A 23,300-nucleotide genomic window follows, 5' to 3' on the forward strand; every position below is an offset into this window, starting at 1 on the left:
CATGGACTTCAGCTCGCTGCGCGCCCACCCCGAGCCGCTGACCGTCCCCCGGGACAGCGGGCCGGACGGCCGCGCCGCCGCCCGCGGCCTGGACGACCACCTGAACTACCTGTCCCGCACCGCCCGCCAGCTCGGCGTCGCCGACCCGGTCGAGGAATATTTCGGCCCGGTGGTCGGCCAGTGGAACGACATGCACGCCGAGGCCGCCCGCTGGCGCGCCGCGGCCCGCAGCCTGGAGGACGTCTCGGCCAGGGTGACCAAGCCGCTGGGCGGCCTGGACTCGGTCTGGGACGGCGCGGACTCCGACGCCTTCCTGGACCACATGCGCAAGGTCGGCCTGGCAGGCGGCGGCGTCTCCGATGCCATGGTCGCCCTCGCCGACGCGCTGGACGCCACCGCGGACGGCCTGAGCCAGATCGTGCGCGACCTGGTCGAGGTGCTCGCCGACAGCGCGGAGAACGTCTCGGCCGCGATGGTCGTGCCGGTGCAGGGCGAGGTCAGGGCCAAGAAGTACCTGGACGACCAGCACCGCCCCACCAAGGAGCTCTTCGAGGCGGCCCGCCAGGTCCTGGAGGCCCTGGTGGGCCTGTGCGACGGCTTCGAGCAGGCCGACGCCTTCGCCGCCATCAAGCTCACCCACACCATGCCCGCAACCAACTGGAACTTCGACGCCCCCAAGCCCCCAGCCCCCACCGAGGAGGGCACCAAGGCCGCCAAGGGCGGCGGCGGGGCCGGTGGCGGCGGAGGCGGTGGCTTCGGCGGTGGCGGAGCAGGCGGCGGTGGCCTCGGCGCTGGCGGCTCCCTCGGCGGTGCGGCCTCGGCGCCCCCGGCCCCGCCACCCGGCGGCGCGGCGGCGGCGGTGCAGGGGCCTTCGGCCAGCCCGCAGCCCGCGGCGGCGGCCGCCGGGCCGATGGGTCCCGGCGCGGGCGCGCCACCCGCGGGCGGCATGGGCGGGATGATGCCGATGGGCGGCATGATGGGCGCCGGTGGCGGTGGCCAGGGCGGGGACCAGGAGCACAAGTCCAAGACCAGGGTCACGGCCAGCTCGACCGAGCTGTTCGGCAAGCCGAAGAAGGCCGCGCCCCCGGTCATCGGCGAGGACTGACAAACCTCGGGGCTCCCGCTCGGCGAGCAGGAGCCCCGAGGGCGGAACAGGTCTCAGTGCAGGGGTCGCAGGGCGGACTCTTCCTCGCCCTTCCGGTTGCGCTGCACCGTGTGCATGACGAACAGCGTCAGCAGCAGCAGTCCGAGCCCGCCGCCCGCGCCCGCGAGCGCGACCACGATCGGCGTCCAGTTCTTCTCCAGCGGCGGCTTCAGCGCCATGGTGTCGCGCAGTGCGGGCGAGGGCCGCACACCGGCTTCCTCCGGCAGCACCGCGGTCAGCGCGGCGATCGGGTCGACCATGCCGTAGCCGAGGTAGAAGTCCCGGCCGTCCTTGCCCGCCGGGTGCTGCGCGGTCTGCTGGAGCCGGGACATCACCTGGTAGGCGTCCAGGTTGGGGAACCGCTCCCGCACCAGCGCGGCCACCCCGGCCACGTACGGCGCGGCGAAGCTGGTGCCCTGGATCTCGGTCGGGTTGCCGCTGTTGTCCAGCATCCGGTTGGCCAGCTTGGTCGCGCCCCGGCCGGGGTCCAGCGAGGTGATCTGGGTGCCCGGTCCGGCGATGTCCACCCAGGGACCGCCGATGGAGAACTCGGCCGCGCTGCCGTCCCGCTTGACCGCGCCCACGGTGAGCACGTCGTCGTCGAAGAAGGCGGGGCTGGTGACCACCCTGGCCCGGCCCGGCTCGTTGTTGTTCTTGCAGCTGCTCTTGTCGTTGCCGGAGTCGGTGTTGCCGGCCGCGACCACGATGACCTTGTCCTTCTCCTTCACCGCGTACCGCACGGTGGCCCGCAGCATGGGCTGGTCGGCCAGCGTGCCGACCGCGCCGCAGATGGTCTCGGAGATGTTGATCACCGTGACCTCGGGGTCGTCGGCCGCCCTGCGGATGGCCTGGGCCAGCGTGCCGACCCGGCCCGCGGACTTGGTCACCCCGTTGCTGTCCTTGGCCTGGAAGAACGGGTCGGTCTGGCGGAAGGCCAGGATCTCCGCGTCCGGCGCGACGCCCTTGAAGCCCTCGGTGCTGTCGTCGTTGTTCGCGGCGATGATCCCGGCCACCAGCGTGCCGTGGCCGTTGCAGTCCTCGGTGCCGTTCCGGCCGTCCTGGACGTAGTCGCCACCGCCCTGCAGCCGGTTGCCCAGCCGGGGATGCGGGTTGACCCCGGTGTCGATGACGGCGACCTTCTGCTTCTTGCCGGTGGCGAACCGCCAGGCCTTCTCGAACTGGAGCACCATCTGGCCCCACGGCCGTTCCTCAACGGTCAGCCCGTTGTTGCCCGGCTGGATGCAGCCCTGTTTGGCCTCGTAGGTTAGATCCCTCACCGCAGGCCCGAACGGTGCGGGGGTGCCCAGGGGCGGGGGCTTCGGGAACTGGTCGTCCGGCTTGGCCAGGCCCGAGGGGGTCGGCTGCTGGGCCTGGGCGACCCACAGCGGGTTGAGCGTGAGCAGGGTGGCCGCGACGCCGGTGAGCGCCGCGGCTCGCCGCAACCGCCGCATCACAGCGCTCGCATCGCGGAGTACAGCTCCATGACCGCCAGGGCCAGCGGCAGCACGGCGGCGATGAAGATCGCCTCGGCCACGTCGACCGAGCGGCGCATCGGCGGGGAGAAGCGCTGTTTCGGGAACACCACGCCGAGCACCAGGCCGAGGGTGGCCAGCGCGATCAGCGTGCCGAAGACCCACAGCAGCTGGCCGAACGGGCTGGCGGTGAGCATCCAGCCGACCAGCAGGCCACCGGCGGAGAGGATGCCGGTGGACAGCAGCGCCACCGCCTGGCTGCCGTTGGCGTAGGTGCGGGCGCGCAGCAGCAGCACCGCGGTGACCACCGCGCCGAAGATCGGGCCCCAGAACTTCGGCATGGTTTCGGCCAGCACGGCGCCACCGGCGGCGACCAGGCCGCAGCCGATGATCATGCCGGTCATGTACTCGTGGGCAAGGCCCGCGCGGCGCTCGATCACCTCGTAGTCCGGGAAGCCCTGGTCTTCCTTGAGGTCCTCGGCGTTGCTCGGCACGTGCGGCAGCGGGATCTTGGCCATCTTGATGGTCATCTGCGGCAGCGTGGACAGCACCACCAGCGCGGCCGCGGCGGCGCCGGCGCCGAAGCCGTGCGGCGGGTAGTCCACGAACATCGCCACGGTGGAGGTGAGCAGGCCGAGCACGCCGACGGTGACCGCGGCGATGAACACCGACACGCCCGCGCCGATCACCATCAGCGCCGCGCCCGCGACCACCGCGACCAGCGCGAAGCCGAGCAGCAGGTTGGCCGCGCCCGGACCGCCGGGCACCGCGTACAGACCGGCCACGAAGCCCATCGGCAGGCCACCGGTGGCGGCGATGATGATGCCGGTGGTGGGGGCGGCGTAGGAGCGCACGACCACCGCGCCGACGATCACCGCGACGACCGCGGCCACGCCCGCGGTGATCGCGGCGGCCAGCGGGTAGGCGGTGCCCGCCAGGCCGACGGTGACCGCGGCGGCCAGGAAGGCCAGGCCGCCGGCCCAATGCCCGAGCTTGCGCGCGGTCTCGGCGTCCCAGGCCCGGAAGCTGGCCGGGTCGGCGTCGGCGATCGCGTCCACCACGTCGTCGTAGAGCGCCTTCGGCGGGTTCTCCACCCGCCGGCGCAGCTGCAGGATGTCGCCGTCGACGACCGCGAGCGAGGCGAGCGTGCGACCCGGCTCCAGCGGGTCCTGGCCGATCTTCGCCAGGCACCAGCCGCCGTGCCGGACGCCGCCGTCCGGGCTGTTCTCCTGGGCCATCTCCAGCAGCATCGGCAGCAGGTCCGCCACCGCGACATCCGCGGGAAGCGCGACGTCGATGCGCGTTCGCGGTGCCACCACGGTCACTCGGCTGAACACCGTCGTCCCGGTCGCCACCAGGCGCCCCCTTGTTCTGTACTCGGGTTGGTCTCTGCTCGTGCCGAGTCATTCGTACCCGGTTCGGGGCGCATTGCCCGAACTGGCCCTAGCGGTCGGCAAGCGCCCCTAGTATGGCCGCACCGGTGATGCCAGTACCCCGGGTTCGGGTGGAATGGGGTAGGAAAGTCTCCCTGGGCCCCCGTACGGGTGGCACGTGACCGGTTTGGCCGATGACGAGCGACTAAGAGGTATCCGTTCGGTGAGCACGCTTCAGTTCAAGCGTTCGCCGCGGCTCAGCCCGCCGCGACCCCCCGGCGGCGAGGTTCACCTGGAGCCGCCGCCCGAGGTGCCCAGGGTCATCCCCGGCAACATCTTCATGAAGGTCCTGCCCTTCGTGATGATCGTCGCCTCCGTCGGCATGATGATCTTCATGTTCCAGACTGGCGGGAAGAACCCCCAGTCGCTGCTCTTCGGCGGCATGTTCCTGATCTCGACCATCGGCATGATGGCCGGTGGCGGCATGGGCGGTGGCGGCAAGGGCCAGAAGAAGGCCGAGATGAACGAGGACCGCAAGGACTACCTGCGGTACCTCGGTCAGATGCGGCAGCGGGCCCGCGAGGCCATCGCCGAGCAGCGCGCCGAGCGCGAGTGGGTGCACCCGGACCCGAAGATGCTGTGGTCGCTCACGGCCAAGAAGAGCCGGCGCATGTGGGAGCGCAGGGCCAACGACCCCGACTTCGTGCACGTGCGCATCTGCGTGGGCACCCAGCGGCTGGCCACCCGCCTGGTCCCGCCGCAGACCGGCCCGGTGGACGAGCTGGAGCCGATCTCCACGCTGGCCCTGCGCCGGTTCGTGCGCGCGCACTCGCTGGTGCCGGACCTGCCGATCTCGATCACCATGCGCGGGTTCGCCGCGATCAGCCTGCACGGTGAGAAGGAGCTGACCCGGCCGCTGGCCCGCGCCATGCTGGCCCAGCTGACCACCTTCCACACCCCGGACGACCTGCTCATCGCGGTGGTCACCGCGGGCAAGACCAAGGCGGAGTGGGAGTGGGCGAAGTGGCTGCCGCACGCCCAGCACCCCAAGCTGGTCGACGGCATCGGCCAGCTGCGCATGATGGCGGGCTCGCTGGCCCAGATCGAGGCCTGGCTGGACCAGCTGGAGCAGCCGCTGCGGGACCGGCAGCGGTTCACCCGCAACGCGCCGCCGAGCACCGACGAGCCGCACATCGTGATCGTCATCGATGACGGTGAGGTCACCCGCGAAGAGAACATCCTGATGACCGAGGGGTTCACCGGCGTCACGCTGCTGGACCTCTCCGACAGCCTCGGCTCGCTGGCCTCCCGCCGCGGCCTGCGCCTGGTGGTCGAGCCCACCCGGCTCGGCGCGCGCAGCGCCAGCGGGGTGGAGTGGTTCGGTCAGCCGGACGCGCTCAGCGTGGCCGAGGCCGAGGCGCTGGCCCGCAAGCTCTCCCCGTACCGCACCGCCACCGGCGGCGGCGAGTCCAACGAGGACGAGCCGCTGCTGAGCTCCAACGTCGGCCTGTTCGAGCTGCTCGGCCTGCGCGACCCGATGACCTTCGACATCGCCCAGGCCTGGCGGCCCAAGCCGATCAGCGACCGGTTCAAGGTGCCCTTCGGCGTCGGCGAGTTCGGTCAGCCGGTGGAGCTGGACATCAAGGAGGCCGCGGTCGGCGGCATGGGCCCGCACGGCCTGTGCATCGGCGCGACCGGTTCCGGTAAGTCGGAGTTCCTGCGCACCCTGGTGCTGGGCCTGATGGCCACGCACTCCTCGGCCCAGCTCAACCTGATCCTCATCGACTTCAAGGGTGGCGCGACCTTCGCCGGCCTGGACGGCGCGGCGCACGTCGCGGCGGTCATCACCAACCTGGCGGACGACCTCACCATGGTCGACCGCATGCGCGATGCCATCGCCGGTGAGATGAACCGGCGGCAGGAGTCGCTGAAGAACGGCGGCAACTTCAAGAACGTCTGGGACTACGAGGCCGCGCGCGAGAAGGGCGCCGACCTCGACCCGCTGCCCGCGCTGTTCATCGTCATCGACGAGTTCTCCGAGCTGCTCTCCGCCAAGCCGGACTTCATCGACCTGTTCGTCGCGATCGGCCGCCTCGGCCGCTCGCTGCAGATCCACCTGCTGCTGGCCTCCCAGCGGCTGGAGGAGGGCAAGCTACGCGGCCTGGACACCCACCTGTCCTACCGGGTCGGCCTCAAGACCTTCTCCGCCTCGGAGTCCCGCGCGGTGCTCGGTGTGCCGGATGCCTACGAGCTGCCGTCCATCCCGGGTTCCGGCTACCTGAAGTACGGCGCCACCGAGCCGATGATCCGGTTCAAGGCCTGTTACGTCTCCGGCCCGTACCGCCCGCCGGGCATGCAGGCCGTGCAGACCTCCGCGCCGGTCGGCGGCGACCGCAGGCCGAAGCTGTTCGTGCCGGACTTCGTGGAGATCCCGAAGGAACCGGTGCGGCCGGTGCTGGAGGACAAGCCCAAGGAGGAGAAGAAGCCGGACGCCCCGGTGGAGCCCTCCGAGCTGGACATCGTGGTGCAGCGCACCAAGAACCAGGGCCCCAAGCCGCACCAGGTGTGGCTGCCGCCGTTGCTGGAGCCGCCGACCCTGGACCAGCTGCTGCCCATGCTCGCCCCGACCGAGGACCGGGGGCTCACCTCGCCCGGCTTCTTCGGCAACGGGCGGCTGACCGTGCCGATCGGCGTGGTGGACAAGCCGTACGAGCAGCGGCGCGACCTGCTGTGGGCGGACCTCTCCGGCGGCGCCGGGCACATGGCGGTGGCCGGTGGGCCGCAGTCCGGCAAGTCGATGGTGCTGCGCACCCTGGTCATGTCCATGGCGCTCACGCACACGCCGCAGGAGGTGCAGTTCTACTGCCTCGACTTCGGTGGCGGCACCATGGGCTCGCTGCAGGGCCTGCCGCACGTCGGCAGCGTGGCGGGCAGGCTCGACCCGGACAAGGTGCGGCGCACCCTGGCCGAGGTCGTCTCGCTGATGAACGAGCGCGAGCAGCGGTTCCGCGACCTCGGCATCGACTCGATGGTGGAGTTCCGCAACCGCAAGCGGCGCGGCGAGATCCCCGGCGACCTCTACGGCGACGTCTTCCTGGTCATCGACGGCTGGCTGAACTTCAAGCAGGAGTTCGAGAACCTGGAGATGCAGGTCGTCAGCATCGCCTCCCAGGGTCTGTCCTTCGGCGTGCACGTGGTCATCGGCGCGACCCGCTGGGCGGAGATCCGGCCCGCGCTCAAGGACCTGCTCGGCACCCGGTTCGAGCTGCGCCTGGGTGACCCGAGCGAGTCCGAGGTGGACCGCAGGGTCGCGGTGAACATCCCGCAGAACCGGCCCGGCCGCGGCCTGTCGGTGGAGAAGCTGCACTTCCTGGTCGCGCTGCCGCGCATCGACGCGATGCCCTCCGCCGAGGACGTCGGCGCGGGCATCACCGACGCGGCGCAGAAGGTCACCGCCGCCTGGCGGGGCCCGGCCGCGCCGAGGGTGCGCATGCTGCCCGACCTGCTGCCCTACGAAGAGCTCCAGGTCAACCCAGAGCTGCCTCGCCACATGGTGCCGATCGGCATCAACGAGGACGACCTGGCCACGATGTACCTGGACTTCGACGCCGAGCCGCACTTCCTGGCCTTCGCCGAGCGCGAGACCGGCAAGACCGCGCTGCTGCGCAACATCACCAAGGGCATCTGCGACCGGTACACGCCGAAGCAGGCGCGGATCATCATGGTCGACTACCGGCGCACCATGCTCGGGTTCGTGCCCGACGAGCTGCTGCTGGCCTACGCGGCCTCGTCCAACCAGCTCGGCGGCATGGTCAACGACATCAAGGCGTCGATGACCAAGCGGCTGCCCGGTCCGGACGTCACGCAGGAGCAGCTGAAGAACCGGTCCTGGTGGACGGGTCCGGAGCTGTTCCTCATCGTCGACGACTACGACCTGGTCGCGCCGCAGGGCAACAACCCGCTCGCCCCGCTCTCGGAGTTCCTGCCGCAGGCCAAGGACGTCGGCCTGCACGTGATCCTGGCGCGGAACTCCGGTGGTGCGAGCCGGGCGATGTTCGACCCGATCATCGGCAAGATGCGCGAGCAGGCCAGCCCGGGCATCGTGATGAGCGGCAACCGGGACGAGGGCGCGCTGCTGGGCAACGTGAAACCGTCCCAGATGCCGCCGGGACGAGGCACCCTGGTCAGCCGCAAGGCCGGTCAGCAGCTCGTCCAGGTCGCCTTCCTGCCCGGAGACTGAGAGAGAGGGCTCGTTGAGCCTGCGCGTCGCGATCGACTTCGGGACCTCCAGCACCTGTGTCGCGGTGTCCGTCGACGGGCGGGAACCGCAGATCGTGGTGGTGGACGGCGCCGACTCGGTGATGCCGTCCGCGGTGTACGCCGCCGCGGACGGCACGCTGTTCGTCGGTCACGAGGCCGAGCGGCAGGCCGCGGTCGACCCCTCCCGGTACGAGCCGAACCCGAAGCGGCGCATCGACGAGGGCGAGCTGCTGCTGGGCACCACGGTGCTGCCGGTGCTCGACGTGGTCCGCGCGGTGCTGGCCAGGGCGGTCGCCGAGGCCAGGCGGCTGGCCGGCGGCGCGCCGGTGGACCTGCTGGTGCTCACCCACCCCGCGGACTGGGGCGCGATCCGCACCAGGGTGCTGCGCCAGGCGGGCAACCGGCTGGCCAACGAGCTGGTGCTGGTGCCGGAACCGGTGGCGGCCGCGGTGTTCCACTCCGCGGGGCACGTGCTGGCCGACGGGGCCGCGCTGGCCGTGCTGGACCTGGGCGGCGGCACGGTGGACGCCAGCGTGGTGCGCAGGCAGGGCGAGTCCTTCCAGGTGCTGGCCACCAAGGGCGACCCCGGCTTCGGCGGCGCGGACATCGACCAGCTGCTGCTCGAACACGTCGGCGCGCTGGTCTCCGCGGTGGACGCCGACGGCTGGCGCTCGCTGGTGGAGGGCCGCGAGCTGGCCGACCGCCGGCGCAGGCGGGTGCTCCGCCAGGACGTGCGCGGCGCCAAGGAGACCCTGTCCCGGCACGCCTACACCGACGTGCCGCTGCCGCCCCCGTTCCCGGACGCGCACGTCACCAGGGCCGACCTGGAACGCCTGATCCACGCCCCGCTCTCCCGCGCCGCCGAGCTGGTGCAGGCCACGGTGCACAACGCGGGGCTCAGCTCGTCCCAGCTGGCCGCGGTCTTCCTGGTCGGCGGCTCCAGCCGGATCCCGCTGGTGGCCCGCCTGGTGCACGAGTCGACCGGAATAGTCCCCACGACCCTGGACCAGCCGGAGACGGTGGTGGCCCGCGGCGCCCTGCGTGCGGTCGCCGCCGACCCGCACCGCACCGCCAAGCTCCCGCCCGCACCGCCACCACCCCCGCGCCCGCCCCAGCCGCTCTACACCCCGCCACCCCCGCCGCCACCACCCCCGGCCAAGTCGGCGAAGGCGCCATGGCTGATCGGCGGCGCGGTGGTCGCCGCGGTGGCCGCGGTCGCCGTCACGGTCGCCCTGACCACCGACGGCAGCCCCGAGACCACTCCCACCACCGCGCCCAGCCAGTCTCCGGCCGCGCAGCAGATCGCCCAGTACAGCTACCGGTTCACCCTGCCCGAGGGCTGGTACCAGGCAGGCGGCGACGGCCCGACCCGCAAGGTCCAGCTCCGCCCGGACGGCCAGACCAGCGGCGCGGACGTGGTGGCGGTGGAGGAGCGGGCGCTGACCTACGACAGCACCACGGACCGTGACCGCGCGCTGCGCGAACTCCGGACGGAGTACGAGAAGGCCGCGGACAACGGTTACTCCGGGTTCAACCAGAGTCATCAGTTCGCGGGAAAGGACGTCGTCTACTACCGGCGCACCGTGGGTGATGCGACAGTGGACTACTACGTGGTGTTCCAGGGCAAGGCCCAGGTCACGGTCGGTTGCCAGTCCTCGGGCGGAGGACGGGAACGGGTGCGCGCGAGCTGCGAACAGGTGGTCGGCACCCTGACAGTCTCAGGTTGAGCAGCGGTAAGAAGGGCAACAGCACGATGGGGGACCAGTTACCCGTGCACGAGGTCATCGCCCGGTTCCGGGCAGAGGTGAACGCCGCGGTGGACCGGGGCAGCCGCGCCGCCGCGGACGCCAGGGAGCACAGCGACGCCTTCCGGTCCCAGACCAGGGACCTGGCCGAGGACGTCCGCAAGGGCAAGCTCACCCCCACCCGCGAGGACCTGACCAAGCCCACGGCCCGCACCGCCGCCACCGACTTCCGCACCGCCCAGCGCCTCCCGGTCGAAGACCTTCCCGATGGCGAACAATTGCTCGCCCCACCCCCACCCCCGCCATCCCCCGATCAGGGAACGCAAAAGCAAACAAAGGGCGCCAACGCCTGGCCGTCCCGAATGCAAAACCCCCGCCGCACCGGCGATGACGAGGACTTTTCCCAGGAGCAAATCCTCTACTGACCCCGGGTTCCGCCCCGCGACGTTTACTGTCGCAACGGCTTCCCGGAACCTGACAACGCGATGGAACCGACCATGGCAGTGTCAGCGTCACAACGATGTCCGACAGAACAACCCACTAGGGGGTTCCTCAAATGGCAAGTGGATACGGTCTTGACGCCGAAGGCATGGCGAAGGCTGCCGTCGATGTCGACAAGGTGAACAACGAGATCACCTCCGACCTGCGCTCCCTGGAGAACCAGCTGGAGCCGCTCGTCAACGTCTGGCGTGGCGCGGCCGCTACCTCCTTCGCCAAGCTGCTGGAGCAGTGGACCACCGAGACCAACAACCTGAACAGCGCGCTGGGCGGCATCGCGGCCACGCTGAAGGAGCAGTCCGGCGGCTACATCCTCCAGGAGGAGGAGGCCGCTTCGAGCATGTCCAGCATTGCCGCTGGCCTCGACGGCTGATTTTCCCGGCTTCCGCCAATCCGCTCACATTCTTCGTAACGCTTGCCAAAGGGGTAAAAAGTGGAGATCAAGGTTGATTTCGGCCTCATCCAGGAGGGCCAGACCGGCTGCCAGCGCGCCGCGACCAACATGCAGTCCAAGCTCGACGACCTGAAGGCCAACCTCGCGCCGCTCGTCGCTACCTGGGAAGGCTCGGCCGCCGAGGCGTACAAGGGGCACCAGGAGAAGTGGGACCGCTCCGCGCAGAAGCTGCAGGAGATCATCAACAAGGTCGCCATCGCGCTGGGCACCGCCCACGAGGCCTACCAGGGCAACGAGCAGAAGGCCGCCGGCTCCTGGTGACCAAGCTCTAGCCTGACGACTTCTGGCCCCGAGGCGACTACCGCCTCGGGGCCAAGTCATGTCCGAGGACGGCCCCGCTGGGTGAGCAGTTCACTGACCTCGGCTGCCTGTGGCATGCCCATCTCCGTGAAGAGTTCCAGACTCTGCCGGTAGTACGCTTTGGCATCACTCGACTGCCTGGTCGCATCCGAGTTCTTTCCCAACAGGAACAGTGTCTGGGCTGTTACCGGCCGCTGACCGGTCCGTCGGCAGACTTGAAGCGCTTGGTTGGCGTGTGCCTGGCACTCTCCGTGCCTTCCTCGCTCATACTCGGCTGTCGCGACGGCTAAGTGAAATTTTCCGGTTGCTGACTCAAAGCCGCGTTTGTCGGCGAATTGCAGGCCTCTTGTGGCATAGTTAACGGCCGCCGTGAAGTCGCGTTCGGCGATGGAGCTTAGGGCGAATACCAGATCGGCGAGTAGGACGCCTTCTGTGTAGCGATTTTGTGTCGCAATTTCTGCGGCCTGGCGACAGTATGTCGACGCCTCGGAGTATTGGTTTCTTTCCAGTGAGATTTCGGCGAGCAGAAGTAGTGTTCGAGATTCTAGCCAGGGGATTTTCTTCTCTTTCGTCAGCTTGCTGGCATGAGTCACCAGTGCTGTAGCGGAGTCCAGATTACCTAGCGATGCCTCTGCTCGGGCGAGCCACTCTCGTAGCGTTACTGCTGATTCTGGAAGACGATCAGTGGGGTCTTGTGTCATAAGTTCGTTCAGTAGTTCTACGGCTTCATTGAAGAGTCCCAGATTTACCATGTAAGAAGCTTTATTGATATGAAGTAGGCGTTCGTTGATGCTGACTCCGAGGTCGATGGACAGTGCTATGCTTCTTTGTGTCAGATCAAGGGCTTCTTGAAATGCGCCAAGCTTCGACTGAATGGCGGCAAGATTTCCGAGAATGTAAGACTGGCCTACCTTGTGGTTCAACTCGACACAGATGTCAAGTGCTTCCCTGCTGTGCTGATCACTTTTCTGCAGGTTTGCGCATCGAAGATAAGAAAGGGCAAGTTTGCTGGCTGCTGTGGCTTGCCTCTCCCTGTCTTCAGTTTCCTTGTGGATATTTCGCGCCTCATCTAGGTAGCGAATGCTCAGCTCGTAGTCTCCGCTGCTGAGAAGCTCGTTTCCCATTCCCTCGAGCATGACCGCTTCGGCGGCGCGATCCCCTACCTTCCTTGCTTCGGTCAGGCCAACTTCGAGTGCGCGGAGATTCTCCAGGCTGTGTCGATAGGATGTCAAGTAGGTGTGTAAAGAATCTGCGAGAAGCCATGAATACTTTGTGGTTTCTGTGCCGGCAGCCGCCTCTAGTGCGGTAGTGATTGCTGTCAATTCGGCAGCGAGCCAGTCGTGCGCGGATTCCTTGGTCTTGATGTGTGTCGGCTCGTTCTCGGCATGGTGGTTCGTCGTGGGCAGCCTTACTGTTCCCGGGTAGAGGAGATCGGTTGCCCTGTTGGTGTTGTGTAGGTAGAACTCGTAGAGCCTCGTTTCGATTTCCAGCTGATCCTCAGGTGAGTGTTGGCGCTGTAGTAGCCCCCTTGCGTACAGCTGGATCAAGTCGTGGAAGTAATATCTTCCGGAATTTTGCTGGACCAGGTTCGCGGTCGCGAGTTCGATCATGAGCACTCGTGTCGCTGATTCGGACGAGCTGCTCAACGATGCTGCAGCTCGGACGGCGAAATCCGGTCCGGGAATCACGCTAAGCAATGGGAACAAGTTTTGAGCCTCGGGACTGAGAGCTACGTAGGAAAGATCGAATGTCGCCTGGACAGCGGCCTGTTCGTCGCCGGCTACGGCCAGGGCGGCAACTCGGTTCTCCGCGCGCAGCATGGTGACATAGGCGGTGATCCCGGTGCGGCGGTCGAGGATGTTCGCCGCGGCGATACGAATCGCCAAGGGCAGGTGGGCACACAACGTCGCAAGTTCCTCCGCTGCCGCCTTGGCTGAATCCACGGCGGCGCGGCCGAGCATGCGGGCCAACAGATCGTTGGCGGCTTTCCCGGTGAGCACGTCAAGAGTGAAGCGGTGTGAGTCCTGGAGCTCGGGTAGTTCGTTGCGGCTGGTGATCAGTGTCGCCGAATCGCCACTGTTGGGCAACAGGTCCCGGATCTGGCTGACCGAAGCGGCATTGTCCAAAACTAGTAGCATCTGGCGGCCGGCCAACGTCTTCTGGTACAGCGTGCGCAGTGCGGTGGGGTCGGCGGGTATCTCGTCCGATGGCACGCCCAAGCCACGCAAGAATTGGGACATCACCTGTTCCCGGGTGGCTGGTGAGCTGGCGGAGAAGCCGCGAAGGTTCGCATACAGCTGTCCGTCCGGAAAAAGTGCTCGGGTGAGGTTGCCCAGCCGGATTGCGAGTGCGGTCTTGCCCACGCCCGGCAGTCCGGAGATGACCACAGGAACCCGGTCGCGCAGCAGCTCGGTGATGTTTTGGAGCAGCTCGGCACGGCCGACGAAATCAGGGATGTCCAGCGGCAATTGGGAGGGGATGACGACAGGCCCGGTCGGCGCATGCGGGGCAGGTGCGACGTCCCCGGTAAGGATCTTTTGATGCAGTTCACGGAGCGTATGGCCGGGACCGACGCTCAGCTCCACAGCAAGAACGCGACTGGCTTCAGCAAAGGCTTCAAGGGCCTCCGCCTGTCGGCCGGCGCGGTACAGCGCCAGCATCAGCAAAGCCCAGAACTCCTCGTGGAGCGGGTTCTCCGCAGTGGCCGTGCGGAGTTCGGCGACCAGGTCCCCGCTGCGTCCCAGGTCCAGTTCCGCCGTGAACCGCAGTTCCAGTGCTCGGACCCGTTCTTGAGTCAAGCGGATGCCGTGGTCGGCACGTAGTGCGGAGGACGGCACGTCTCCGAACGGCTGGCCCCGCCATAGGATGAGTGCCTCGCCCAGCAGATCGACCCGCCGGTCTGCCCCGGTGAGCTGCGCAGCCCTGACCAGCTCGCGGAAGCGGAACACGTCCACCGACTCCGGTGCCACATCGGCCTGGTAGCCGCGGCCCGAGGTCCGGATCACCGCCGCGCCGAGCACCTGCCGCAGCCGCTTCACATAGGTCTGGATGGCCGCTTTCGGCCGGGCGGGCGGGTCGAAGTCCCAGAGGTACCCGGTCAGTTCTTCGACCGACACCGGTTCCCCTGGGCGCATCAGCAGGCTGGCCAGCAGGATTCGGTGTTTGGTCGCGCCGATCGTTCCTGCCGGTGTGAGCAGTGGTCCGAGCACGCCAAAAGCAGGCTTCATCAACAGCACCCCCCTGTCGAGATGCCGCGATGCTAACCAGGTTCAGCGTTGGGTGACCGGGGTTTCGCGGTCAGTCACCGGCCAGGGCGATCTGGTCGCGGCCGCTGCGCTTGGCGCGCAGGACGGCCGCATCGGCGCGGCGGACCAGCGACAACAGGTCGTGACCTGCCCCAGGGTCGTGGACCGCCACGCCGATGGAGGCGGCCATCCCAGTGATCACTACCGGCCTCCCGTCGGTAGAGATCACCGGGACGGCCATTTCCCTGATCTTGGCCCGGATCCGGCGTGCTGCCCTTATCGCCCGCTGCCGGTCGCTCGCCGGGAACAAGACCAGGAACTCGTCGCCGCCGTGACCGCCGTACCGCGCCGCGATACCGCTGTCATGGGCGACTGACCGTAGGACCTGACCCACCGCCTGGAGCACCGAGTCCCCGGCCAGGTGCCCGTGTTCGTCGTTGACCAGTTTGAACCGGTCCAGGTCGACTACCAGCAGGACGCTTTCCCGCTGACCCGCCTGGCGCAGTGCGGACGGGGCCTGTTCGGCCCAGCCCCTGCGGTCGAGCAAGCCGGTCAGGGGATCCGTCGCCCAGTAGCCGTAGGGCTGCCCGCAGGCGTGGCAGCTGAGGCCGTGGGCTGTGTCAGCCGTGGTTCCTGGATGCATCGCCGGATCGACCCCCACCGAGTTGGTCTCGCATGCCGGGCACGGTGTTGCGGTAGTTAGCCTGCTGGACGACGGTTGAGCTGAGTCAGTTCCGAAGTCTATGGTTGGTGTACCAGGGTTTCAACTGAGGAAAAAGCCGTCACCCGTATGGCCCTTTCTATCAGTGAATTCTTCGAAGTGGTCTGGGGAGGCCCGATGGCTGAGCGGGCAGGTCAGAGTCTGGCCGGCAAGCTGAACCACCTCTTCGCCGTGTCGGCGCCGAGGGTGGGGCAGGAGTACAGCAACGAGCACGTTGCCGCCGCCATCACGGCCAGTGGTGTGACGATCTCGCAGAGTTACATCTGGCAGCTGCGCAAGGGAAACAAGGACAATCCGACCTTCAAGCACCTGCAGGCGCTGGCGGGTTTCTTCGGAGTTCCTGTCAGCTACTTCTTTGATGACGAGGTTACGGATAGGGTCGATCGCCAGTTGGCCGACCTCAAGGAAGAGCGGACCAGGCTTCGCCAGCTAGCGGGCAGCAGCGAGGCGCAGCTGATGGCCATGCGCGCTGGAGAACTTTCTCCACAGGGACGCCGACAGGTGATGGACCTGCTCGACGTCGTCTACCGGCTCGAACAGGCCGAGCGGGGCGAGAACGCGGGCGGGTGAAAGGGGCGGTCCCGTGCGGGAACGCGATCTACGACGTCGGTGCCGGCGGTTGCTCAACGAACTGGACATCCGGCCACCGCTTGACGTCACCGAGTTGTGCCGCCGAGTGGGCGAACGGCGGGGCAAACCGATTCGCCTGGTGGCACATCCGATCCCGGTGCCGGGGCCCTTCGGGGTGTGGATCGCCACCGAGACAGCCGACTACATCCTCTACCAGGAGCGGACCACCAGGTCGCACCAGAACCACATCATCTTGCACGAGCTCGGCCACCTGCTGGCCGGCCACCGCAACGGTGAGGGCCAGGACGACCCGATGCTCAGCGAGCTGTACCCGGACATCGAGCCGGACGCGGTGCGCAGGGCGCTGCGCCGCACCAGCTACGACGACTCCCAGGAGCTCGAGGCCGAGACCGTGGCCACGATCATCCTGGAGTGGGCCTCGGTGCTGGACCGGGTCGCGCCCGGCGACTCGGCCGATGTCACCACCAAGCGGATCGAGAACGCGCTCGGCGACCGACTGGGCTGGTTGTGAACCCGATCACCATCGTCATGACGGTGTTGCAGGGCGTGCTGCTCTACGTCGCCCTGATCTGGAAGCTCTACCAGTTCAGCCGGGCCCCGCACGACCGCTCGCTGCGCATCGTGACGGTCTGCCTGATCGCGGCCGGGTTCGCCTACCCGCTCGGCCTGCTGGCCGGCAGCACCGCCGAGCCGACCATCCAGGTCGTCTTCTACAGCTGGGCGCAGTACAGCCTGCTGATGACGGTGATCTACACGCTGGTGCTGTTCTTCCTGTTCACCGCGCTGCCGCCGGCCCGGGCCAGGGTGCGGGCCTGGTGGCAGGCGGTGCCGCTGGTGGTCTGCCTGACCGGGCTGGCCGTGGTCACCTTCTCCGCGCCCGCCGATCCGGGGCCCGGCGGCTACTCGATCGCCACCGTGGCCGGGTTCTACCTCTTCGCCGACGCCTACCTGGCCTACGGCGTGGCCGTGGCGCTGCGCTGGACCAGGCGCTACGCCAGGGGCGCCAGCGGCAGGCTGCGCACCGGGCTGCTGATCACCTCGATCGGCGAGGTGCTGCTGATCATGGCCGCGGGCGGCACCTGCGTGACCGTCGCGCTGATGTGGGCCGGCGTGCCCATGCCGGACTGGACCAGGACGCTGTCCACGCTGATCCTCTTCCCCGGCATCCTGCTGTTCATCATCGGCGTCAGCTACCCGGGCATGCTGATGCGGCTGGCCGCGCTGCGGGTGTGGTGGCAGCACCTGCGGGTCTACCACCAGCTCCGTCCACTGTGGACCACGCTGCACCGGGCCTTCCCGCAGGACTCGCTGACCCGCGGCCCGGTCCGGCCGGTGTGGGACGTGCTGAGCCTGCGCGGGGTGCACCGGCGCTACTACCGGCGGGTGATCGAGTGCCGGGACGGGCTGGTCCGGATCAGCCCCTACCTGGCGCACGTGCGGGCCGAGCAGGAGGCGCTCTCGCTGGCCGAGGCGCTGCGGGCCGGGCTGCGCGCGCACGCCGAGGGCACCGAGGTGGCCCCGCAGGCCATGTCGCTGGCCCTGCCCGAGGGTGACGGCCTGGACGACGACGTGCGCGAGCTGCTGGCGCTGTCCACCGAGCTGCGCAGGGCCCCGGCGCTGGCCTGAACCGCCGGTGAACGGCCGGTGACGCTGCTCACCGGCCGGAGAGCCCCCACCCGTCAGCGGCGCGCCCGGCGTCATCTACACTGGTAAGGCCCGGTCACACCTGTGCAGTCTGGATCACGACGCCCGTTCGGGGCCGTTTTGACCCTCCGCAGGGCCAGCGGGTAACCTGATCCGCTGTTGTGCGGTATACGGTGCGACTAGGGTCCGCCGCGCGTTTTCGAGTTGGTCCTCCAGCTGAAACGCATCACCGCAGTGACATCCCGTGATGTGAGGACGACGAGGTAGACCCGTGCGCACGTACAGCCCGAAGCCCGGCGAGGTGAAGCGCACCTGGCACGTCATTGACGCCCAGGACCTGGTGCTCGGCCGGCTCGCCACCCACGCCGCGACTCTGCTGCGCGGCAAGCACAAGCCCATTTTCGCTCCGCACGTCGACACCGGCGACTTCGTCATCGTGATCAACGCGGACAAGGTGGCCCTCACCGGTCAGAAGCGCGACCAGGAGTTCGTGTACCGCCACAGCGGTTACCCGGGCGGTCTGCGCAAGCGCTCGTTCGGCGAGATGATCGACAAGCACCCCACCAAGCTGGTGGAGAAGACCATCAAGGGCATGCTGCCGAAGAACAAGCTCGGCAACGCGATGGGCAAGAAGCTCAAGGTCTACGCCGGCCCGGAGCACCCGCACGCGGCTCAGCAGCCGCAGCCGTTTGAGATCAAGAAGGTCGCCCAGTGACCGCGGCCGACGAGAACTTCGAGGAAGCCAGCGTGAGCACTGAAGAGACCGCCGCCGTCGAGGAGTTCGACGCGGCTGCCGAGGTTGTCGAGGACGCCGTCGCGCCCGAGGTCGAGGAGTCCGCTGAGGAGGTCGCCGCCGAGGAGACCGCCGACGTCGACGCCGACGCCGATGAGGCCGCCCCGGTCCGCGCGATCGCCGTGCCGTCCAAGCCGGTGCAGACCGTCGGCCGTCGCAAGGAGGCCGTCGTCCGCGTCCGCCTCATGCCCGGCAGCGGCAAGTTCACCCTCAACGGCAAGACCCTTGAGGACTACTTCCCGAACAAGGTGCACCAGCAGCTCATCAAGGAGCCGCTGGTGACCCTGGAGAAGGTCGAGGCCTTCGACATCTACGGGAACCTGCGTGGCGGTGGCCCCTCCGGCCAGGCAGGCGCGCTGCGCCTGGCGATCGCCCGCGCCCTGATCGAGGTTGACAGCGAGGACCGTCCCCCGCTGAAGAAGGCCGGCTTCCTCACTCGTGACCCGCGGGTCAAGGAGCGCAAGAAGTACGGTCTGAAGAAGGCCCGTAAGGCGCCGCAGTACAGCAAGCGCTGATTTTCAGCCGCAAGGCAACCAGCGGGAGCAGCTATCCGTATACGGAGAGCTGCTCCCGTTTTTTGTGATTCGCCGCCACCCAGCTTCCCGGAGGACCTCCCGTCATGGCCCGACTGTTCGGCACCGACGGCGTTCGCGGACTCGCCAACGCCGACCTGACCCCGGAGCTCGCGCTCTCCATCGCCGCCGCGGCGGCGCAGGTCCTGGCCGAACACGACCGCTCGCACCGCCCGGTCGCGGTGGTCGGCCGTGACCCGAGGGCCAGCGGCGAGATGCTGGAGGCCGCGGTGACCGCGGGGCTGGCCGCGGCGGGCGCGGACGTGCTGCGGGTCGGCGTGCTGCCCACCCCCGCGGTGGCCTTCCTGATCGCCGAGCTGGGCGCGGACCTGGGCGTGATGATCTCCGCCTCGCACAACGCGATGCCGGACAACGGCATCAAGCTCTTCGCCGCCGGCGGGCTCAAGCTGCCGGACACGGTCGAGGACGAGATCGAGGCCAAGATGGCCGACACCACGGCGAAGCGGCCCACCGGCGCCGGGGTCGGCCGGGTGCGCGAGGTGGCCGACGCGGGCCAGCGCTACGTGGACCACCTGCTGCTGGCCACCGGTCAGCCGTTGGAGGGCATCAAGGTCGTGGTGGACTGCGCCAACGGCGCCGCCGCCGCGGTCGCGCCGGACGCCTACCGCAGGGCGGGGGCCGAGGTCGTCGCGGTGCACGCCGACCCGGACGGCCTCAACATCAACGAGGACTGCGGCTCCACGCACATCGACGGCCTGGGCAAGATCGTGCTGGAACACGGCGCGGACCTGGGCATCGCGCACGACGGCGACGCCGACCGCTGCCTGGCCGTGGACGCCGACGGCAACATCGTCGACGGCGACCAGATCCTGGCCGTGCTGGCACTGGCCATGAAGGACGCAGGCGAGCTGGTCGAGGACACCCTGGTGGCCACCGTGATGAGCAACCTGGGCCTGCACCTGGCCATGCGCGAGCACGGCGTCACCCTGCGCACCACCGCGGTCGGCGACCGCTACGTGCTGGAGGAGCTGCGCGCCAACGGCTACAGCCTCGGCGGCGAGCAGTCCGGCCACGTGGTGCTGCCCAGCCACGCCACCACCGGCGACGGCCTGCTCACCGCGCTGCGCCTGATGGCCAGGATGGCGCACACCGGCAAGTCCCTGGCCGACCTGGCCGGGGTGATGCGCCGCCTGCCGCAGGTGCTCATCAACGTCAAGGTCACCGACAAGGCCGCGGTCGCCGCCGCCTCCTCGGTGGCCGGGGCGGTGGCCGAGGTCGAGGCCGAGCTGGCGGGCAACGGCCGGGTGCTGCTGCGCCCCTCCGGCACCGAGCAGCTGGTCAGGGTGATGGTGGAGGCGCCGACCCAGGAAGCGGCCCAGGACGCGGCCCAGCGGCTGGCCGAGGTGGTCGCCGCGGTGCGCTGACCACCCGGCGCGGTAGGTTCTGGAGATGATCGCGATCGGCGTGCCCGAACTGCTGTTGCTGATGTTCGTGCTGGTCATGGGAGTGGTGGTGCTGGTCGCCGCGGTGCTGGCCGCACGGCGGAAGCGGCGGCAGCGGTAAGGGCACACGCCCTGGCCGGAGCCGGGTACATTTCTCTCCCAGACGTGGAAAGACCCTGGGGGCCGTGAGATGAGTGTTGAGGACAGGCTGGCCGCCGCGCTGCGACAGCAGTACGAGGCCACCCGGGAGAACGAGCTGCTCAGGGACATGCGCGAGTCCCAGGCGGCCAAGATCAAGGCCGAGTCCAAGGAAGCGGTCGACCAGCAGGGCAAGGTCACCGACCGGATGACCGCGCACATCACCGAGCTGGCCAAGCGGCAGCGCCGCGGCGGTGGCTGGGCGACCAGTTCGGTGATGGACCGCGGCGACGGCCAGCTCCGCTTCGGCGTCGAGGACGAGGAGGAGGGCGGCTACCGGCCTGCCCCCTACGCCGCGCCCGTGCCGCCGCCCCCGCCACCTCCGCCGCCGGTGGCCCCGCCGCCGCCCCCGGTCCGGCGCGCACCCGCCCGCCGCCCGGCCGACGACGATGACGACTACGAGCAGCAGTCCTGGCTGAGCTGATCGGTCAGGGCAGGCGGAGCAGGGCCGCGACCACCGAGTGGTCCTGATCGGCCGAGACCACCACCGCCGGGCCGGTGCGCCCGGCGGTGAGCACGCCGATCAGCTGGAACAGTCCGGCCGCCGCGCCGGTGTCGCCGAGCAGCGCGGCCGGATTCACCGCGGTGGCGCTGGGGAACAGTCCGGACACCACCGCGGGGGCGCTGACCACCGCGACCTCGCCGGGATCGACCTGGTGCCGTGTCAGCAGGCGGCGCACGCAGTCGGCGGCCGCGTCTCCGACCCCGCCCACCATCGAGCCGAAGCCGAGCACCTCGGCCAGCACCGGCCGCTCGCCCGGTGGCTCCAGCAGCAGCACGCCCGCGCCCTCGCCCAGCGGACCGGCGGCTACCGGGTACTGCCCTTCCAGCCAGGCGCGTTCCGGGGTCAGCTCCTCGGTGCCGCCGACCAGGGCGCGGGCGCACTGACCGCCCTGGACGAGCCTGCTCGCGTAGCGCAGCGCGCCGAGCACGGCCGCGCGGCCACCGGCCACGGTCGCGTTCGGCCCGCGCAGGCCGTGCCGGATGGCGCAGATCGAGGCCGGGCCGTTCATCAGCGCGAACGGCACCAGGGACGGTTCGATGAAGTAGGGCCTGCGCCGGGTCAGCGAGCCGCGCACCACGTTGGCCTGGGTGTGCGCGCTGCCGCTGGTGGTGCCCAGCACCAGCGCGGTGTCCTCCCCGGCCAGGCCGGGGTGCGCGGCGAGCAGCTCGCCGACGGTGAGCACCGCCAGCGCGGCGGCCCGGTCCATCGAGGCGGTGCCCTTCAGCCCGAGCTCGCCCTGGATGTCCAGGTCCGGCACCGCGAACCCCTCCGGCGGCCTGCCCTCGCGCAGGCCGGTGAGCAGGGTCGCGGTCCGCAGGCCGAAGGCGGAGGCCGCGGCGTGCGCGGTGAGCGCCAGCCCGGTCACGCCGCCGCCCCGAGCAGCACGATGGCGTTGTTGCCGCCGAAGGCCAGCCCGTTGCTCTGCACCACGCGCAGCCGGGCGGGCACGCTGGTGTTGGGCACGCAGTCGATCGGGCACTCCGGGTCGGTGACCCGGTGGTTGATGGTCGGCGGGATGAAGCCCTCGGTGATGGCCAGCGCGCAGGCGGCCACGGACAGCGCGGTGGCCGCGCCCATGGTGTGGCCGAGCATCGACTTGAGCGAGACCGTGCGCGGTGGGCGCTCGCCGAAGACCTCGCGGATGGCGGCGGTCTCGGTGACGTCGTTGGCCTTGGTGCCGGTGCCGTGCGCGGAGATCAGGTCCACCTGCGCCGGCGTGAGTCCCGCGTTGGCCAGCGCGCGGGACATACCGCGGGCGATGCCGGAGCGCTCCGGCGCGACCTGGTGGTAGGCGTCGCAGCTGAGCCCGTAGCCGAGCAGCTCGGCGTAGATCCGCGCGCCCCTGGCCACCGCGGTCTCCCACGGCTCCAGCAGCAGCACCGCGGCGCCCTCGCCGGTCAGGATGCCCTGGCGGTCGGCGTCGAAGGGGCGGCACAGGTCGGGGGAGATGGTGCCGAGGCGGTAGAAGCTGGTGAAGGTGAGCCTGCACATGGCGTCCGCGCCGCCGCAGAGCGCGAAGTCGGCCTCGCCGGAGCGGATCGCGTCGAAGCCGTTGCCGATCGCGTAGTTGCCCGCCGAGCAGGCCGTGCCCAGCGTGCACAGCTCCACCTGGCGCAGGCCCAGCTCGGCGGCGATGTCCAGGCACAGCCGGGAGGCGGGCACCTGCGCGGCCAGCGCCGGGTCCCGGTGCCCGGCCTCGGCCCGCAGGTCGGCCTCGACCAGCCGTTCCAGGGTGGGCGCGCCGCCGTCGGTGGTGCCCATCGAGATCAGCCCGTACCCCTCGCGCAGCGCCGCCAGGTCCTGCCCGGCGTCGCGCACGGCCATCCCGGCGGCGGCCGCGGCGAACTGACCGGCCCGGCCCAGCTCGGCCGGATCGACCGTGTGCAGCCAGTCCGCCGGGTCGAAGTCCGCGACCTCGCAGCCGGTGGTGCGGTCGAAGCCCTGGGTGTCGAAGGCGCTGATCGGCCTGGCCCCGCTGCGGCCTGCGCGCAGCCCGTCCCGGAAGGCCCCGGCGCCGATCCCGATGCTGGAGACCACGCCGATCCCGGTGATCGCGACCCGCCTGCTCACGCCTGGCGCGCCCGGTCCAGCACGTCCAGCACGGCCTGCAGGTTGACCAGGTTCTCCAGCTCGGACTCGTCCACCTCGACGTCGTACTCGATCTCCAGGTTGGCCAGCAGCTCGATCAGCATCATCGAGTCGGCGCCCAGCTCGACGAAGGAGGTCTCGGGCTGGATCAGCGCCTGCTCGACCCCGAGCACCCTGCTGATCACCGCGCGGATGCGTTCGACCTGGTCCTCCACGGGGTGTGCCGCCTTCCTCCGGTGCGCTGACGAGGTGTCCATTGAACTACGACACGGTAAGGTTCGGCGCCGACATCGA

20 protein-coding genes are annotated in these 23,300 nt (G+C 69.5%); 13 read left to right on the forward strand and 7 right to left on the reverse strand.

What is annotated here, in order from left to right:
- Nucleotide 1 precedes the first annotated feature (1 nt).
- A complete protein-coding gene (locus M8C13_RS11940) occupies nt 2–1,105 on the forward strand; it encodes a hypothetical protein (RefSeq protein WP_252480581.1) in 1,104 nt (367 codons plus the stop codon).
- 53 nt (nt 1,106–1,158) lie between these two features.
- On the opposite strand, the gene mycP is transcribed toward M8C13_RS11940, so the two are convergent.
- Entirely contained in the window at nt 1,159–2,586 is a 1,428-nt protein-coding gene (gene mycP, locus M8C13_RS11945) for a type VII secretion-associated serine protease mycosin (protein ID WP_252480582.1), read from the reverse strand.
- Between the two features lie 8 nt (nt 2,587–2,594).
- On the reverse strand, nt 2,595–3,971 hold the full coding sequence (eccD, locus tag M8C13_RS11950) for a type VII secretion integral membrane protein EccD (RefSeq protein WP_252480583.1): 1,377 nt from the start codon (nt 3,969–3,971) through the stop codon (nt 2,595–2,597).
- 241 nt (nt 3,972–4,212) lie between these two features.
- Here eccD and eccCa point away from each other — a divergent pair, with 241 nt between their 5' ends.
- From eccCa to M8C13_RS11975, 5 genes are all read left to right on the forward strand, one after another.
- Nucleotides 4,213–8,229, forward strand: a complete 4,017-nt coding sequence (gene eccCa, locus M8C13_RS11955) for a type VII secretion protein EccCa (protein ID WP_252480584.1) — start codon at nt 4,213–4,215, stop codon at nt 8,227–8,229.
- 13 nt (nt 8,230–8,242) lie between these two features.
- Nucleotides 8,243–9,976, forward strand: a complete 1,734-nt coding sequence (locus tag M8C13_RS11960; protein ID WP_252480585.1) for a type VII secretion-associated protein — start codon at nt 8,243–8,245, stop codon at nt 9,974–9,976.
- Nucleotides 9,973–10,419, forward strand: a complete 447-nt coding sequence (locus M8C13_RS11965) for a hypothetical protein (RefSeq protein WP_252480586.1) — start codon at nt 9,973–9,975, stop codon at nt 10,417–10,419. The genes M8C13_RS11960 and M8C13_RS11965 overlap by 4 nt, the downstream gene beginning before the upstream one ends.
- 131 nt (nt 10,420–10,550) lie before the next feature.
- On the forward strand, nt 10,551–10,865 hold the full coding sequence (locus M8C13_RS11970; protein ID WP_252480587.1) for a WXG100 family type VII secretion target: 315 nt from the start codon (nt 10,551–10,553) through the stop codon (nt 10,863–10,865).
- 60 nt (nt 10,866–10,925) lie between these two features.
- The gene (locus M8C13_RS11975) at nt 10,926–11,207 is read left to right on the forward strand and encodes a WXG100 family type VII secretion target (RefSeq protein ID WP_252480588.1); all 282 of its coding nucleotides are present in this window, start codon (nt 10,926–10,928) and stop codon (nt 11,205–11,207) included.
- Nucleotides 11,208–11,263: 56 nt separating this feature from the next.
- Here the strand turns inward: M8C13_RS11975 and M8C13_RS11980 are convergent, their stop codons facing one another.
- Nucleotides 11,264–14,473 (reverse strand): BTAD domain-containing putative transcriptional regulator, encoded by a 3,210-nt coding sequence (locus M8C13_RS11980; RefSeq protein ID WP_252480589.1) that lies wholly within the window; start codon nt 14,471–14,473, stop codon nt 11,264–11,266.
- A gap of 70 nt (nt 14,474–14,543) precedes the next feature.
- Nucleotides 14,544–15,134 (reverse strand): GGDEF domain-containing protein, encoded by a 591-nt coding sequence (locus tag M8C13_RS11985; protein ID WP_256508918.1) that lies wholly within the window; start codon nt 15,132–15,134, stop codon nt 14,544–14,546.
- A 195-nt stretch (nt 15,135–15,329) separates the two neighbouring features.
- Between M8C13_RS11985 and M8C13_RS11990 the strand changes: the two genes are divergently transcribed.
- The 7 genes from M8C13_RS11990 to M8C13_RS12020 all read left to right on the forward strand — a co-directional run bounded on the left by M8C13_RS11990 (nt 15,330) and on the right by M8C13_RS12020 (nt 20,837).
- On the forward strand, nt 15,330–15,782 hold the full coding sequence (locus tag M8C13_RS11990) for a helix-turn-helix domain-containing protein (RefSeq protein ID WP_252480591.1): 453 nt from the start codon (nt 15,330–15,332) through the stop codon (nt 15,780–15,782).
- Between the two features lie 13 nt (nt 15,783–15,795).
- A complete protein-coding gene (locus M8C13_RS11995) occupies nt 15,796–16,314 on the forward strand; it encodes a hypothetical protein (protein ID WP_252480592.1) in 519 nt (172 codons plus the stop codon).
- A gap of 17 nt (nt 16,315–16,331) precedes the next feature.
- Nucleotides 16,332–17,429 (forward strand): MAB_1171c family putative transporter, encoded by a 1,098-nt coding sequence (locus M8C13_RS12000; protein ID WP_252480593.1) that lies wholly within the window; start codon nt 16,332–16,334, stop codon nt 17,427–17,429.
- A gap of 289 nt (nt 17,430–17,718) precedes the next feature.
- Nucleotides 17,719–18,162 (forward strand): 50S ribosomal protein L13, encoded by a 444-nt coding sequence (rplM, locus tag M8C13_RS12005; protein ID WP_252480594.1) that lies wholly within the window; start codon nt 17,719–17,721, stop codon nt 18,160–18,162.
- Nucleotides 18,159–18,755, forward strand: a complete 597-nt coding sequence (gene rpsI / locus M8C13_RS45400) for a 30S ribosomal protein S9 (protein WP_252480595.1) — start codon at nt 18,159–18,161, stop codon at nt 18,753–18,755. The genes rplM and rpsI overlap by 4 nt, the downstream gene beginning before the upstream one ends.
- Nucleotides 18,756–18,859: 104 nt before the next feature.
- Complete coding sequence (glmM, locus tag M8C13_RS12015) at nt 18,860–20,197, forward strand: phosphoglucosamine mutase (protein ID WP_252480596.1); 1,338 nt, start codon at nt 18,860–18,862, stop codon at nt 20,195–20,197.
- Between the two features lie 208 nt (nt 20,198–20,405).
- On the forward strand, nt 20,406–20,837 hold the full coding sequence (locus M8C13_RS12020) for a hypothetical protein (protein ID WP_252480597.1): 432 nt from the start codon (nt 20,406–20,408) through the stop codon (nt 20,835–20,837).
- A gap of 4 nt (nt 20,838–20,841) precedes the next feature.
- On the opposite strand, the gene M8C13_RS12025 is transcribed toward M8C13_RS12020, so the two are convergent.
- Genes M8C13_RS12025 through M8C13_RS12035 form a run of 3 tightly spaced genes read right to left on the reverse strand, consistent with a single transcriptional unit; the run spans nt 20,842 to nt 23,263 of the window.
- Entirely contained in the window at nt 20,842–21,783 is a 942-nt protein-coding gene (locus M8C13_RS12025; RefSeq protein ID WP_252480598.1) for a beta-ketoacyl synthase N-terminal-like domain-containing protein, read from the reverse strand.
- The gene (locus tag M8C13_RS12030) at nt 21,780–22,988 is read right to left on the reverse strand and encodes a beta-ketoacyl synthase (protein ID WP_252480599.1); all 1,209 of its coding nucleotides are present in this window, start codon (nt 22,986–22,988) and stop codon (nt 21,780–21,782) included. Before M8C13_RS12030 ends, M8C13_RS12025 begins: the two co-directional genes overlap by 4 nt.
- Complete coding sequence (locus M8C13_RS12035; protein WP_252480600.1) at nt 22,985–23,263, reverse strand: acyl carrier protein; 279 nt, start codon at nt 23,261–23,263, stop codon at nt 22,985–22,987. Before M8C13_RS12035 ends, M8C13_RS12030 begins: the two co-directional genes overlap by 4 nt.
- Between the last annotated feature and the right edge of the window lie 37 nt (nt 23,264–23,300).

The sequence above is a fragment of the Crossiella sp. SN42 genome, from assembly GCF_023897065.1.
GTDB lineage: Bacteria > Actinomycetota > Actinomycetes > Mycobacteriales > Pseudonocardiaceae > Crossiella.